Source organism: Clostridium sp. AF29-8BH (assembly GCF_003478145.1).
Classification (GTDB): Bacteria; Bacillota; Clostridia; order Lachnospirales; family Lachnospiraceae; genus Otoolea; species Otoolea fessa.
Genome location: NZ_QUEL01000001.1, coordinates 210,198 through 223,244 on the forward strand (window position 1 = coordinate 210,198; position 13,047 = coordinate 223,244).

The 13,047-nt window shown below is 42.7% G+C and carries 16 protein-coding genes and 2 pseudogenes; 17 read left to right on the forward strand and 1 reads right to left on the reverse strand.

What is annotated here, in order from left to right; translation table 11 throughout:
- Positions 1-113 precede the first annotated feature (113 nt).
- The 11 genes and pseudogenes from DWZ16_RS00905 to DWZ16_RS00955 all read left to right on the forward strand — a co-directional run bounded on the left by DWZ16_RS00905 (position 114) and on the right by DWZ16_RS00955 (position 7,526).
- Entirely contained in the window at positions 114-995 is an 882-nt protein-coding gene (locus tag DWZ16_RS00905; protein WP_118522109.1) for an acyltransferase family protein, read from the forward strand.
- A 38-nt stretch (positions 996-1,033) separates the two neighbouring features.
- Positions 1,034-2,365 (forward strand): D-glycero-beta-D-manno-heptose 1,7-bisphosphate 7-phosphatase, encoded by a 1,332-nt coding sequence (gmhB, locus tag DWZ16_RS00910; protein ID WP_118522110.1) that lies wholly within the window; start codon positions 1,034-1,036, stop codon positions 2,363-2,365.
- A 58-nt stretch (positions 2,366-2,423) separates the two neighbouring features.
- Positions 2,424-3,325, forward strand: a pseudogene (locus tag DWZ16_RS00915) (sugar phosphate nucleotidyltransferase).
- 3 nt (positions 3,326-3,328) lie between these two features.
- Entirely contained in the window at positions 3,329-3,943 is a 615-nt protein-coding gene (locus DWZ16_RS00920; RefSeq protein WP_412694257.1) for a VanZ family protein, read from the forward strand.
- 197 nt (positions 3,944-4,140) lie between these two features.
- Positions 4,141-4,929, forward strand: coding sequence for a TIGR04255 family protein (locus DWZ16_RS00925; RefSeq protein ID WP_118522111.1), 789 nt, complete (start codon positions 4,141-4,143; stop codon positions 4,927-4,929).
- Positions 4,930-4,931: 2 nt separating this feature from the next.
- The gene (locus DWZ16_RS00930) at positions 4,932-5,420 is read left to right on the forward strand and encodes a hypothetical protein (RefSeq protein WP_118522112.1); all 489 of its coding nucleotides are present in this window, start codon (positions 4,932-4,934) and stop codon (positions 5,418-5,420) included.
- A 2-nt stretch (positions 5,421-5,422) separates the two neighbouring features.
- Positions 5,423-5,860: a hypothetical protein gene (locus tag DWZ16_RS00935; RefSeq protein ID WP_118522113.1), complete on the forward strand. Its 438-nt coding sequence runs from the start codon at positions 5,423-5,425 to the stop codon at positions 5,858-5,860.
- Between the two features lie 38 nt (positions 5,861-5,898).
- Positions 5,899-6,228, forward strand: coding sequence for a hypothetical protein (locus DWZ16_RS00940; protein WP_118522114.1), 330 nt, complete (start codon positions 5,899-5,901; stop codon positions 6,226-6,228).
- A 140-nt stretch (positions 6,229-6,368) separates the two neighbouring features.
- The gene (locus tag DWZ16_RS00945; protein ID WP_118522115.1) at positions 6,369-6,752 is read left to right on the forward strand and encodes a VOC family protein; all 384 of its coding nucleotides are present in this window, start codon (positions 6,369-6,371) and stop codon (positions 6,750-6,752) included.
- A 1-nt stretch (position 6,753) separates the two neighbouring features.
- Positions 6,754-7,173: a hypothetical protein gene (locus DWZ16_RS00950; RefSeq protein ID WP_118522116.1), complete on the forward strand. Its 420-nt coding sequence runs from the start codon at positions 6,754-6,756 to the stop codon at positions 7,171-7,173.
- Complete coding sequence (locus DWZ16_RS00955; RefSeq protein WP_118522117.1) at positions 7,170-7,526, forward strand: hypothetical protein; 357 nt, start codon at positions 7,170-7,172, stop codon at positions 7,524-7,526. The genes DWZ16_RS00950 and DWZ16_RS00955 overlap by 4 nt, the downstream gene beginning before the upstream one ends.
- A 346-nt stretch (positions 7,527-7,872) precedes the next feature.
- Here the strand turns inward: DWZ16_RS00955 and DWZ16_RS00960 are convergent, their stop codons facing one another.
- Complete coding sequence (locus DWZ16_RS00960; protein ID WP_118522118.1) at positions 7,873-8,148, reverse strand: hypothetical protein; 276 nt, start codon at positions 8,146-8,148, stop codon at positions 7,873-7,875.
- 210 nt (positions 8,149-8,358) lie between these two features.
- On the opposite strand from DWZ16_RS00960, the gene DWZ16_RS00965 reads away from it, so the two are divergent.
- The 6 genes and pseudogenes from DWZ16_RS00965 (at position 8,359) to DWZ16_RS00985 (ending at position 13,010) form a co-directional block, all read left to right on the forward strand.
- The gene (locus DWZ16_RS00965) at positions 8,359-8,886 is read left to right on the forward strand and encodes a VanZ family protein (RefSeq protein ID WP_118293292.1); all 528 of its coding nucleotides are present in this window, start codon (positions 8,359-8,361) and stop codon (positions 8,884-8,886) included.
- A 39-nt stretch (positions 8,887-8,925) separates the two neighbouring features.
- Positions 8,926-8,994, forward strand: a complete 69-nt coding sequence (locus tag DWZ16_RS16410; protein ID WP_333489826.1) for a hypothetical protein — start codon at positions 8,926-8,928, stop codon at positions 8,992-8,994.
- Positions 8,995-9,248: 254 nt separating this feature from the next.
- Entirely contained in the window at positions 9,249-9,578 is a 330-nt protein-coding gene (locus tag DWZ16_RS16415; RefSeq protein WP_347475003.1) for an MATE family efflux transporter, read from the forward strand.
- Positions 9,560-10,609 (forward strand): MATE family efflux transporter, encoded by a 1,050-nt coding sequence (locus tag DWZ16_RS00975; protein WP_412694258.1) that lies wholly within the window; start codon positions 9,560-9,562, stop codon positions 10,607-10,609. Before DWZ16_RS16415 ends, DWZ16_RS00975 begins: the two co-directional genes overlap by 19 nt.
- 148 nt (positions 10,610-10,757) lie before the next feature.
- Positions 10,758-11,773 (forward strand): annotated as a pseudogene (locus DWZ16_RS00980) (alpha-hydroxy-acid oxidizing protein).
- Positions 11,774-11,822: 49 nt separating this feature from the next.
- Positions 11,823-13,010 carry a phosphopentomutase gene (locus DWZ16_RS00985; protein WP_118522119.1) on the forward strand — a complete coding sequence of 396 codons (1,188 nt, stop codon included), beginning with the start codon at positions 11,823-11,825 and terminating at the stop codon, positions 13,008-13,010.
- Positions 13,011-13,047 lie beyond the last annotated feature (37 nt).

Genomic DNA, 13,047 nt, shown 5'->3' on the forward strand with positions numbered 1-13,047 from the left:
ATTGGTGAATACTATAAAAACGGGGGGTATGGAAATTTAGATATTTTAAAACTAGCACTTGCCATCCTTGTAATGTTAAGGCATATAAGGTCAAAAATTTCTTTAAAGATAATATGTTTTGGCGTATATATGTAATTAATACGATTAGTACAATTGGAGTTACTTCATTTTTTATAATATCAGGTTTTCTTTTATATAAAAAACCAGTCAATAAGGAAAGGCTCAAAAAACAGGTTTTTCGAATCTTAAAACTATACGGATGTTGGACTGTTGTTTATTTACCATTAATTTGTTATGAGTATTTGAAACATAGAGTAGATATTTCTTATGCGTTTGTAGAGTTTGCTCAGAGAGCGGTTTTTGATGGTACATATTACCATCTTTGGTATTTGCCATCGTTGATTGTTGCTATGTGTATCGTATATATAATGAGAAATAGACGATTCACTTTAATGGCGGTAACGATGGGACTAATGATTATTGGAATTCTTGCGAATACCTATGGATTAAGATTTCCAAAGATGTACTACACTATATTCCTTACTACACGAAATGGTTTGTTTATGGGGTCTTTTTTGGTCGCAATCGGAAAGTATTTTGCTGACTATGAAATTAAATTAAAAAATTATAAACACTGTAAACTGGTTTTATTGGTTGCAATCATGTTCTTGTATCTAGAAGGTGTTTTGGTAAGTAAATATGACAGTCAAATTACAATCAATATGACATTTAGTACGGTTATGGTTGCAGTTGTATTAGTGGGATTGATGATCAGTCAGTTACAAATGAATGTAAGCAAGACTGTAAGAAATGTAAGTACATTGATATACTTCATACATCCGTGGATTATTTTTCTAGTCGTTTTGTTGGAACATTTTGGGATTGTTTTAAACGCAAGCATTAAAGCAATTATTACTATGTTTATATCTGTTTTGGTGGCATTTGTCGTGGCGAAAATGACAAATATATTTAAAGTGTTAAATGAATTCATGTAATCTTAATGGGTTTGATTAGTAGATGGAGATTATAATTTATGAAAACAGTAATAATGGCCGGAGGGCGAGGAACTCGAATATCCGAATTGTTTCCTAATATTCCGAAGCCTTTGATTCAAATCGAAGGTGTTCCGGTTCTTGAACGGGAGATTATCTCGTTGAGAAATCAGGGATTTAAAGATATCATTATGACAGTTTCCCATATGGGAGACAAAATCATGAGCCGTTTTGGGGACGGTTCTAAGCTGGGTGTGTCAATCCAGTACTACAATGAAGTTACACCGCTCGGAAACGCCGGTGCGCTTTTTAAGCTGCGAGAGCAACTTGGGGATGAACCGTTCCTACTTTTGAATGCAGATGCCGTTTTTGATGTTGATTTCAACCGAATGGTTAGATTCCATCAGGAGCATGGTGGATTGGTGACATTGTTCACCCATCCGAATAACCATCCGTATGATAGCGGGCTCATTATTGCGGAAAAAGATATGTCGGTTCAATCCTGGCTGGCGAAGGAAGATATTCGCCCGACATATTATAAAAATAGAGTCAATGCAGGTTTGCATGTGATTGATCCTAAAGTCCTTGATATGGTATCGATTGATGCAGATAAAATCGGTACTGTGGATGAGATAACAGGAAAGACTGTAAAAGTTGATTTGGATCGTCAGCTTCTGAAACCGCTGGCGGGAACCGGTAAGATGTTCTGCTACGATTCGCCAGAGTATGTAAAGGATATGGGGACACCAGATCGCTTCCATCAGGTGGAAGAGGATTTCAAAGCAGGAAGAGTATCGGCTAAAAATCTTTCAAACAAGCAGAAAGCTGTGTTCCTCGATCGGGATGGTACGATCAACAAATATGTTGGTTTCCTTAGAAACATTAATGACCTTGAGTTGATTGATGGCGTGGCAGAGGCAATCAAGAAAATCAATGCGTCCGGTTATCTTGCAATTGTAGTCACAAATCAGCCTGTTATTGCTAGAGGAGAGGTGACGTTCCAAGAACTGGAAGAGATCCATAATAAGATGGAAACAGAACTCGGCTTGCAGGGAGCTTACCTTGATGCAATTTATTATTGCCCTCATCATCCACACAAGGGATATAAAGGTGAAGTCCCAGAATTGAAGATTGAATGCGATTGTCGTAAACCGAAGCCGGGAATGTTGCTAAAGGCGGCGGATGATTATAATATTGATCTGAGCCAGAGCTATATGATTGGCGATGGTGAAAATGATATTAAAGCTGGATTGGCGGCTGGATGCAAAGCAGTTCTGGTTAATGGAGATGGAACAGATGCCAAGAATGGAGATTTTGGACAGGTAGACACACTGTCCTCAGTACTGGAGTTCGTAGACAAGTGTTTGTGTTGAGAAAAGTTTAGAAGAATTTTTGGGTTTAATTAAATTGCGAGTACAGAGAGGAGAGAGTATGAATACAACATTACTTATCATGGCAGCCGGTATCGGTAGCGTTTTGGAACAGGAATCAAACAGTTGGAGCCGGTGGATGATGCTGGGCATATTATCATGGACTATTCAATCCATGATGCAATCGAAGCCGGATTCAATCATGTAGTATTTATCATCCGCAAGGATATCGAGAAAGAGTTCAAAGAGGTCATCGGTGATCGCATTGCCTCTATTTGCTCTTCTCATAATGTAACTGTTGACTATGCTTTCCAAGATATCAATGATATCCCGGGAACTCTGCCAGAAGGCCGGACAAAGCCGTGGGGAACCGGACAGGCTGTGCTTGCAGCGAAGAAGGTCATCAAGACCCCATTCATTGTGATCAATGCAGACGATTACTATGGCAAAAAAGGTTTCAAGGCTGTCCATGAGTATCTGGTGAATGGTGGCGAGTCCTGCATGGCAGGCTTTGTGCTGAAGAACACGCTGTCTGATAATGGCGGTGTGACCCGTGGTATCTGCAAGATGGATGATCAGAACAATCTGACCGAGGTTGTGGAAACTAAGAACATCGTAAAGACTACAGATGGTGCAGAGGCAGACGGAAAAGTGATTGATGTTGATTCTCTGGTATCTATGAATATGTGGGGATTAACTCCTGATTTTCTGGATGTACTGGAAGAGGGCTTTAAAGAGTTCTTTGAGAAAGAAGTTTTGGGTAATCCTTTGAAAGCAGAGTATTTGATTCCTATCTTCATTGGTGAACTGCTGGAGCAGGGAAAGATGAACGTAAAGGTTCTGAAGACTAACGACACCTGGTATGGAATGACCTACCATGAGGATGTCGCAGCAGTAAAGGATAGCTTTAAAAAAATGCTGGATAATGGCGTGTACAAGGCCGACCTGTTCTGTGATCTGTAAACAATGATGAAAGAAACGATTGATTTACTTGGAAAGATCCTCACAAATATCCTAACTGCTCTCTATGAGCCGTTTGGATTCTCGCTCCTGCTTTCCTTCCTCGCTATGTTTTTCTATCTTTATGCTTATGAATCTATTGGGGCAGGAAAAGGTTGGAAGATTGCCATGATGACATGGTATAAGAAATTCAAGGAGAGTGTGTTTTTCCGGAAGTTGTTCCTACTGGTGTTCGTAACTTCGATGATCTTATTTAGAACATTACTGAATCGGAACTTGTGGATGAATCCTTTATCCGATGTCATGGGCGGCTGGGGCATCTGGGAGACAGTGAACGGCGAACAGAAGCTGACAACGGAATGCATCGAGAACGTGATCATGATGGTGCCGTTTACCAGTATAGTTATGTGGACGTTCCAGGAGAAGATGGAGAAGAGCTGGAAGAAGATACTGTGCTATAGCGGAAAGATAGCATTTATCTTTTCTGTAAGTATTGAGATGCTGCAATTATTGCTTCGTTTGGGAACATTCCAGCTATCAGACATCTTCTATAACACAGTGGGTGGAATGATTGGCGGATTGATGTATTGCGCAGTGATGAAGGCAAGAAAACGTATGTAAAACTGGATGAAATTGTGATATACTGGGAGCGGAAGCTCCCTACGCTGCTCGGATAATCACACACCTCTTCGTGGTGAGCAGTAGGCAACGATCTATTATGATCGGCGAAGATGTGAACAATAAAATGAGATGGATTTTTGCAATAAGAACAGAACGCTTAATATTGTTATATGTAGTAGAAAAGGAGGAAAAGCACTGTGTGTCAAATTGAGAGAGTCAGGTATAGAAGGTGCCCATTAGTCGAGGTCGCATATCAGCTAAATTTTCCAACCATTCTATCTATTGAGGCTGAAATGCCTGTCAAATTTCAAAATGAAATAAGAAAAGCATTTCCACAGTATCAAATGCAAACTGAACAAGAAAATGAAATAACGGTGAATATCACTGGTGAAGATATAAATCCTATGTTTAGGCACCGCCCAGTAAGAAAGTTGCACCAATTTATTTCAGAAGATGGAATGTGGAAAATTACGCTGGCAAAGAATCAGTTGGCTATTTCAACATTAAAATATGAACAGTGGGAAGATATGATGAGACGCTTTGAACAACCTTTAAAAGCGTTTAGTGAAGTATATGATCAATCCTACTTTGAACGTGTTGGTCTGAGATATGTGGATGCCATAAAGCGTTCGGAACTTGGACTTGAGGGCGTAGAATGGAAGGAACTCATTAAGCCTCACTTGTTGGGATGTTTAAGCTTTTCACAAGAAGAAGTAGAAAAGGTTAACTTAAGCACGTTAAGAGCGGAAATTGTGATAGACGGAACATCTGTTAAAATATCTTCTGGTTTAGGAATCATTAATACCGATAATAAAGAACCGGATAATGCATTTATTTTGGACTGTGACTATTACCAAGTAGGAAAAGTTGATATAGATAAAATTGGTGGAGTTGCAGAAGGCTTACACCAAAAGTCAACAGAATTTTTTAGAAAATCAATTACTCGTAAACTTCATGAAGCAATGGACCCACAAGAGTTAAAATAAAAATGGAGAATAATTATTTTATAAAAACAGATTCGATGATTGAAAAGAAAAGTTATTTAAGTCAGCCAAATATGATTCCTTTGCAGGATATATACACAATGAGCATTGAATCAGAAGCTGACATATTTTCAGATATTCCACTATCACTTTTTTCAGAATCGTCTGGAAGACAGATATCAAGCGTAATGACAAAATTTAAAAGGGAGTATATTCGCTGTATCTGTCAAAAAGAATCAACCATTGTTATGCCTAAATTAAGGTGTTATGAGGATGAAGAAGGTGCGTTAGTAGTTCAGTTAGCGTCTTCATGGAAGAGTGGAAATGCATCCTTGTATTTTGCATTTGAGAAAGATGAAGATGAAAGTAGTTTTGGAATGGTTTGGAATGATGATTTGAAAAGAAATTTTGAATCAAGAAGCGGAAGTATAGTTTTAAATAATGTCGATGAAATTATCCATGAAGTTTTAGATTTTATTTTTAGAGTGTACTAATTATGGAGAATAGTAAAGAAGTTTACCCACAAAAAATGCTTCGTGGAATTTCTTCAAACAATTTTATTCTTGAAGGCGTTTTGACGGAGGAAGTATTTAACTTGGATCCAGTGAGGGACGATGGCTTTTGTGAAATATCAGTTACATGGTATGATAATCAAGAAGCTTTCGATGTTATAATGTCGCAAAAAAGCGATAGACGTAATGAAATACAATTTCAAGCAGGTGCAGCAGAGCTGGATCGAATAGAAATTGCTACAAAAATGAAGGCACATTTTTTAGCGGGAAGATTGAGTTATGAGAGACGACCTACGAACAATAATCAATATCATGGAAATTTATTGGTAAAAAATGATATATCAAAGCCCTTGAAAAGACTTATTAAGTATGGATTGGCAACATTAGCAAATGATAAAATCTATCCAAATCCTAATGTGTAATCTACATAAGCCACTAAAAAAGGAAAGAGGTTATCACCATGTCCAGAACGAAAGGCAGCAAAAACCGTCCCAAAACTACCCATACTGACTACGCATCCCAGATCGAAGAGAAGCAAGAATCTATTACTTCCCTGACTGCTGAGATTGCATCCATCACTGCAAACATTGACACTTTGAAGGCTGATCTGAAAGAGAAGAAGACTGCTCTGAAGAAGGCTGAAAAAGAAGTGGCATCCCTGGAATCGAAGAAGGCAAAGGCAGATGCTAAGGCCGCTGAAGAAGCAAAGAAGGCTGAAGCCGAGAGTGTACTGAAGAAGCTGCTGGCAAGCGGCATGAGTGCGGACGAGATCCTCGAAAAACTGAGATAAACAAGAACCCAAGAAAAAAATAAGTGCCGTGTGGACAAACTGAACTCCAGGAGTTCACACGGTATATTTTGAAGGTGAATATATAGTTTGTAACGGAAATAAAATAAGGACATAAACAAAAGAAACGGAGTGTGAGAAAAATGAACTTATCAAAAATACATCACATTGCGATCATCGTATCTGATTACGAAGCAGCCAAGAATTTTTATGTAAACAAACTGGGCTTCTCTATCATCAGGGAAAACTATCGTCCAGAGCGTAAGGACTGGAAGCTGGATCTTCGTGTTAATGAACACACGGAACTGGAGATTTTCGCCGAGGAAAACCCGCTGAAGCGTGTGAATCGCCCGGAAGCCTGTGGGCTGCGTCATCTTGCGTTCTGCGTGGATAGCGTGGAGCAGACGGTGAAAGAGCTGGCGGAGGTAGAAATTGAATGTGAGCCGATCCGTGTGGATGATTATACCGGTAAGAAGATGACTTTCTTCCATGACCCGGACGGACTGCCACTGGAGCTGCATGAGTAAAATGAAGAAAACAAGAAAACCCGGCGGTGGCCGGAAGAAGCTGAAGCCGGAGTACGATGCAGGGAAAAATCTGAAAGAGCAGATGGACTCTGCTGTGGCACTTTATAATTCTGAGATGTCCTTGCAGACCATCGGAGATGAGCTGGGATTAAATCCCATCAAGGTACGGAAGCTGCTCATCACGGCAGGTGTGTATGAATCAGAAGTGGCGGAAAAAGTAAAAAACACTTTTGAAGAATACCGAGAAACACAGGACTACAAAACCTCCATACTCTCAACTGCAAACACCCTGAAACTTTCCAAAGCTTCCGTTACCTCATATCTTCCGTATAAAAAAGGTGTGTACTTCCCCAGTACAGAAAAAGATAAGATCAGTGTTGGAGCAGAGCGGCAGCGGAGATACAGAGCGATGAAGCGGTGAAGGCTGATCCGACAGAAGAAAACTTCTGGGGTGTGGTTCTGACCTATGCTGGAGTGAAATTTAAGACCTACTCCGGGTTGCCATTCTCTTACGAAATTAAAAAGGGCAGGAATGGCGAGTATACAAAAGAACTGTGGATCGACCGCCGAGAGAAGAGTAAAAGTCTGGCGTGGAGTTCTATAGTTTTGGCGCTGAAGAATATTAAAGGGGAGGTAGTAGACCGCCCGAAAGCTCTGGGTGATATCCGGGGAATGACCTACATATACGGAATGTTCTATCGGTTCGGACTGATTGATGTGCCGGACAAGGTAAAGGAGAAGATGGGCCGTCCAAAAGACCGCAACTCAAAGTAATAAAACGTATTATGTATGGCAGAAATAGTTTTGAATTATTGAAGGCAAAAGTACTGCTTCATGAACAATTTCGCTGTGAAATCAACTAAGTGTGGAAAGAGCCCTTACTGCCTTTTTATCGTTATGTTCTAAAGCAAAAACCAGACAACCGTGCTTATATTACGAACGAAATAAGCACAATCGTCTGGTGGTAAAGCATAAAAATCCCCCAGTCGTACACAACTGGGGGAGAAAGACGGTGGCCTGGAGGTCATCTTCCCGGCCTCGGACCTCGCAAGGTTACCGAAACCTGATCACTGTTGAAAGTATAGCCGATGTAGTAGTGCTAGTCAAGCAGAAAGAAAACTTAGGCAGTCTTTTTAGAATTGCAATAGTCATAGAGATTCAGAAGATAGTCGGGGCTTTCTCTCCAAATTCCGGTATCATAGTCGAAAAGTGTTTCATATACCTTTGAATTTGTGAAGCGTAACAGTGCATCTTCATAGGAAATAGTATCACGCAAAGCGAGTTCTTTGACCGTATCGCGCATGAGACTGACAGCACAGCTTTCTTTCTGCGTATCTGTGAAGTTATAGTTTGACATCTCCATAGCGGTCACGCAGTCCGGACTGAAGGATGTCAACAAACTCCTGAAACTGGACCCTTCCAATACAGAACTGGTTGCCTATAAGCAGGAGAAAACGGTATAATTGAGGAAGGCAGTTGGGTATAAGGGGTACAAGTGGTGGAGATGAAAAATATTGTGAAGACGGAAAGAGGGGCTGTTGCATGCTTGTGAGTTAGTGATTTATGGGTATCATGATAAAACAAAAACAATAATTGGAGAACCTCATTGGAATTTTGGAAAATATTGTTAGACGATATAAAAGAACCGGTTTCGTACCTTCCCATGGGAGTCGGAGCGGCGATTATGATGCTTTTGTTATTGCGGCTGGTTGCCGGGGAGAAGGCATGGAAGCGACCGCAGGTGTATTATTATTTTTTATTGGGTGTATATGAAACGGTTGTGTGGATTCAGGCGTTTTTTTCGCGGGAGTCGGGTTCCAGAACGGGGATTGACTGGCAGCTGTTTGAGACATGGGGCAGAACCTGGCAGTCCAGGGCATATATGGTTGAGAATGTGATTATGTTTCTTCCGCTTGGAGTTTTGCTGCCGTTGGCAGAAAGGCGGTGTGCCAAATGGTGGAAGATGCTTTTGATCAGTATGCTGTTGTCGATGATGATCGAGGGGATGCAGCTTGTGACAGAAAGAGGATATTGCCAGCTGGACGATGTAGTTATGAATACATTGGGCGGTTGTCTGGGATATGGGGTGATGCGGATAATCGATGCGGTGCATCGCCGTTTGCATCATTCATAGAGGGCTGCGGTATTTGTTTCAAGGTTATGGCAAATTCATATCTTCGGGGAAGGCAATACGAGAACAACAGCAGTGTTCTTCATCAAATATTTGCCTGATACCATTTAAGGCGAAAGCGTGGCTGGATTTAAAAGAACGCAAGTTAAATGGAGATCAGGTTGACAGCAAAAATATAAAGAAACATAAAAACGATGTGTTCCGATTAGCACTGTTAATCACAGCCAATGGGCTACACACTCAGCGCAAGAAGTATTGAGAATTTGCTGGCAGTCGGCTATAATGAGATCGAGAACATATGCGTGCAGAGGGGCGATGAATAGTCATCGACTGTGTGCATAAATAGGATTCATTTTGGGGGTTTTATGGGGGCTGAAAGCAAAACGAGGATGACAGAGGGAAGTATCTCTAAGAAGATTATTTTATTTGCCATACCATTGTTTCTGGGGAATCTGTTTCAGCAGCTGTATAATACAGCGGATTCCCTGATTGTAGGTAATTATCTTGGCAGCAATGCGCTGGCAGCAGTCAGTTCGTCGGGAAACCTGATTTTCCTGATGGTAGGTTTTATTAACGGTATTGCCATGGGAGCCGGTGTGGTAATTGCCAGGTATTATGGGGCGAAAAACAAGGATTATCTCCAGAGAGCGATTCATACAACCACAGCCTCGGTCTGGTGGCCGGAATCACACTGACGGCTGCGGGAATGTATCTGGCACCGAAGATTCTGGTACTGATGGGAACACCGGCAGATGTACTTCCGGAATCGATAGTATATTTTCAAACCTATTTTGCAGGTTCTCTGGGTGTAGTCATGTACAATATTTTCGTTGGAATCCTGCAGTCGGTGGGGGACGGCCGCCATCCGCTGATCTATCTGATTATTTCCTCCTGTGTGAATGTGGTGTTGGATATCTTCTTTATCGCAGGACTTGGCATGGGAGTGGGATCGGCAGCCCTGGCAACGGCTATATCCCAGTTTGTCAGTGCGATTCTCTGTATGGTGCATCTGATGCGGGTGAAGGAAGATTACCGGCTGGAGCTTAGGAGGATTCGTTTTGACAGACATATGCTGAGGCAGATTATTCAGAATGGTGTACCTTCCGGTTTCCAGAACTCAGTCATTGCCATAGCCAACGTGTTTGTACAGTCCAACATCAATGCATTCGGTAAAATGGCCATGGCAGGCTGCGGAGCTTATTCTAAGGTAGAAGGTTTTGCCTTCCTGCCGGTGACCTGCTTTACTATGGCGATAACTACCTTTGTGGGACAGAATCTTGGGGCAAAGCAGTATGACAGAGCAAAGAAAGGTGCGAAGTTCGGTATCCTCTGCTCCATCTTCATTGCAGAACTGATTGGTATCACCATATATACGGCGGCACCGGTGCTGATTGCAGCATTCAACCGTGATCCGGATGTGATACATTATGGGGTGATGCAGTCCAGAACCATTGCGTTGTTTTATTGTTTATTGGCATTTACTCACTGTATCGCGGCTGTACTCCGGGGTTCCGGCAATGCTGCCGTGCCCATGATTGTTCTGCTCTGTGTATGGTGTCTGTTCCGGGTCAGCTACATCACACTGGCAGTGCGTCTGATTCCGGATATCCGGGTCATATTCTGGGCCTACCCACTGACCTGGAGCATCAGCTCCGTGATTTTCCTGTTTTTGTTTTTAAGGGGAAATTGGGTGCATGGATTTGAGAAGAGGCCGAAGAAGGGATAGGTTTTTATTATATCATATGTGAAATGGCTGTTTTGAGTGGTGGACAGCTACTTACCGGAAATGATGCGGCTGTCAAAAAATTTCTCGCAGAATCAAGTACAAAAGGATTTCGAGACCACATGAAAGTGACAGGGAGGTAACCAGATTAATGAATTATGCAGAATGTTTAGAACTGGCAAGAGGAAAAATGGGCAATTACTGTAAGGCCTGTCCGGAATGCAACGGAAGAGCCTGCAAGAATCAGATGCCGGGTCCGGGAGCCAAAGGAATCGGAGATACGGCGATTCGGAATTATGACAAATGGAAGGAAATCCGTGTCCAGATGGATACACTGGTGGAGAAACGTCCCATCGATACCTCTCTTTCGTTGTTTGGAAAGAATTTTCAGTATCCGTTTTTTGCAGGTCCGGTGGGAGCCGTGAATATGCATTACGGCGATTCACTGAATGATGTTTCTTACAATGATATATTAGTTTCTTCCTGCGCAGAGTTTGGAATTGCTGCTTTTACAGGAGACGGAATGGACAGCAATGTGATGGTGGCTGCCACGGAAGCCATCAAAAAGGCAGGGGGACTGGGAATTCCTACAGTGAAGCCATGGAATGTGGCGATGATTCGTGAAAAGATGGCGCTTGTCAAGGATGCAGGTGCTTTCGCGGCTGCCATGGATATTGATGCGGCAGGTCTTCCATTTTTGAAAAATTTCAATCCGCCGGCCGGAAGTAAATCAGTGGAGGAACTTCGTGAGATCGTGAAGGCAGCAGGAGTACCTTTTATTGTAAAAGGAATTATGACGGTAAAAGGAGCTTTGAGGCTAAAGAGGCCGGTGCAGCAGCTATCGTGGTATCTAACCATGGAGGAAGAGTCCTGGACCAGTGTCCGGCAACGGCAGAGGTTCTGGAAGAAATAGCAAAGGCAGTGGACGGTTCCATGAAAATCTTCGTGGATGGCGGAATCCGTTCCGGTACCGATGTATTTAAGGCATTGGCACTGGGGGCAGATGCGGTTATCATAGCCAGACCTTTCGTCACAGCTGTCTATGGCGGAGGCCGAGAAGGGGTCGAAGCTTATATTCAGAAGATCGGAAGTGAGCTTGCAGATACCATGGCTATGTGCGGAGTATCTTCCCTTGCTGAAATCACCCGCGACTGTGTGAGAGTGTAAAAAAGTAAACTATCAAATATAGCAAAAATTAGTAGAAAGGGTGAGTGATATGCGTTTTAATCGTGTATTTGTAATCGTACTGGATTCCCTTGGAATCGGGCCCATGGCGGATTCAGCCAGATTTGATGATACCGGTGCGGATACGCTGGGGCACATCTCAGAAACAGTGGAACATCTGGATATTCCGAATCTGCAGAGATTGGGACTTGCCAATCTCAAGGCCCTTAAGCAGGTTAAGCCGGCAGAACATCCGGAAGGATATTTCATGGCGATGAATGAGGCGAGCAATGGTAAGGATACCATGACCGGTCATTGGGAGATGATGGGCATTCGGACAGATAAGCCATTTATCACATTTACAGAACATGGATTTCCCAAGGAACTGATTGACGAACTGGAAAAGCGCTGCGGCAGAAAGATAATCGGCAATAAGGCAGCCAGCGGAACGGAGATTCTGGAGGAACTGGGCGAGCAGGAAGTCAATGAAGGAAAGCTGATTGTCTATACATCAGCGGATTCTGTGCTTCAGATCTGTGGCAATGAGGAAACCATGGGGCTTGAGACCTTGTATCATTACTGCGAGATTGCCAGAGAACTGACTATGCGGGATGAGTGGAGAGTTGGCCGTGTTATCGCAAGACCCTATGTGGGTAAAAAACGCGGCGAATTCAAACGGACAAGCAACCGCCATGATTATGCTTTGAAACCCACAGGACCGACGGCGCTGAATGCCCTGAAGGATGCCGGATATGATGTGATTTCCGTTGGAAAGATTAACGATATCTTTGTGGGAGAAGGGATAACAGAAAGCAATCATTCCGACAGCAGTGTACATGGCATGCAGCAGACCATCGATATCGCAAAGCGGGATTTCAAGGGACTTTGCTTTACCAATCTGGTAGATTTTGATGCGTTGTGGGGGCATCGCAGAAATCCGGTAGGATATGGGGAAGAGATCGAGAAATTTGATAAAAAGCTGGGCGAGCTTCTGCCGCTGCTCCGTGAGGACGATCTGCTGATTCTGACGGCGGATCATGGAAATGATCCAACCTACAAGGGAACGGATCATACGAGAGAGCAGGTCCCGTTTATTGCGTATTCACCATCGGATACGGAAAGTGGGAAGCTTGATACCAGTGACACCTTTGCTGTCATCGGTGCGACTATTGCGGACAATTTCGGTGTCAGAATGCCGGAGGGAACCATCGGAACTTCTATGCTGGATCAGATAAAATAAATGACATTGGACTTGAAGTTAAAAACAGAAAGGCGGC

Coding starts and splice junctions, on each gene's coding strand:
- DWZ16_RS00945 (WP_118522115.1), top strand. CDS start 6,369: ATGAACTTATCAAAAATACATCACATTGCGATCATCGTATCTGATTAC.
- DWZ16_RS00940 (WP_118522114.1), top strand. CDS start 5,899: ATGTCCAGAACGAAAGGCAGCAAAAACCGTCCCAAAACTACCCATACT.
- DWZ16_RS00985 (WP_118522119.1), top strand. CDS start 11,823: ATGCGTTTTAATCGTGTATTTGTAATCGTACTGGATTCCCTTGGAATC.
- DWZ16_RS00950 (WP_118522116.1), top strand. CDS start 6,754: ATGAAGAAAACAAGAAAACCCGGCGGTGGCCGGAAGAAGCTGAAGCCG.
- DWZ16_RS00920 (WP_412694257.1), top strand. CDS start 3,329: ATGATGAAAGAAACGATTGATTTACTTGGAAAGATCCTCACAAATATC.
- gmhB (WP_118522110.1), top strand. CDS start 1,034: ATGAAAACAGTAATAATGGCCGGAGGGCGAGGAACTCGAATATCCGAA.
- DWZ16_RS16415 (WP_347475003.1), top strand. CDS start 9,249: ATGGGGGCTGAAAGCAAAACGAGGATGACAGAGGGAAGTATCTCTAAG.
- DWZ16_RS00905 (WP_118522109.1), top strand. CDS start 114: ATGTTTTGGCGTATATATGTAATTAATACGATTAGTACAATTGGAGTT.
- DWZ16_RS00930 (WP_118522112.1), top strand. CDS start 4,932: ATGGAGAATAATTATTTTATAAAAACAGATTCGATGATTGAAAAGAAA.
- DWZ16_RS00935 (WP_118522113.1), top strand. CDS start 5,423: ATGGAGAATAGTAAAGAAGTTTACCCACAAAAAATGCTTCGTGGAATT.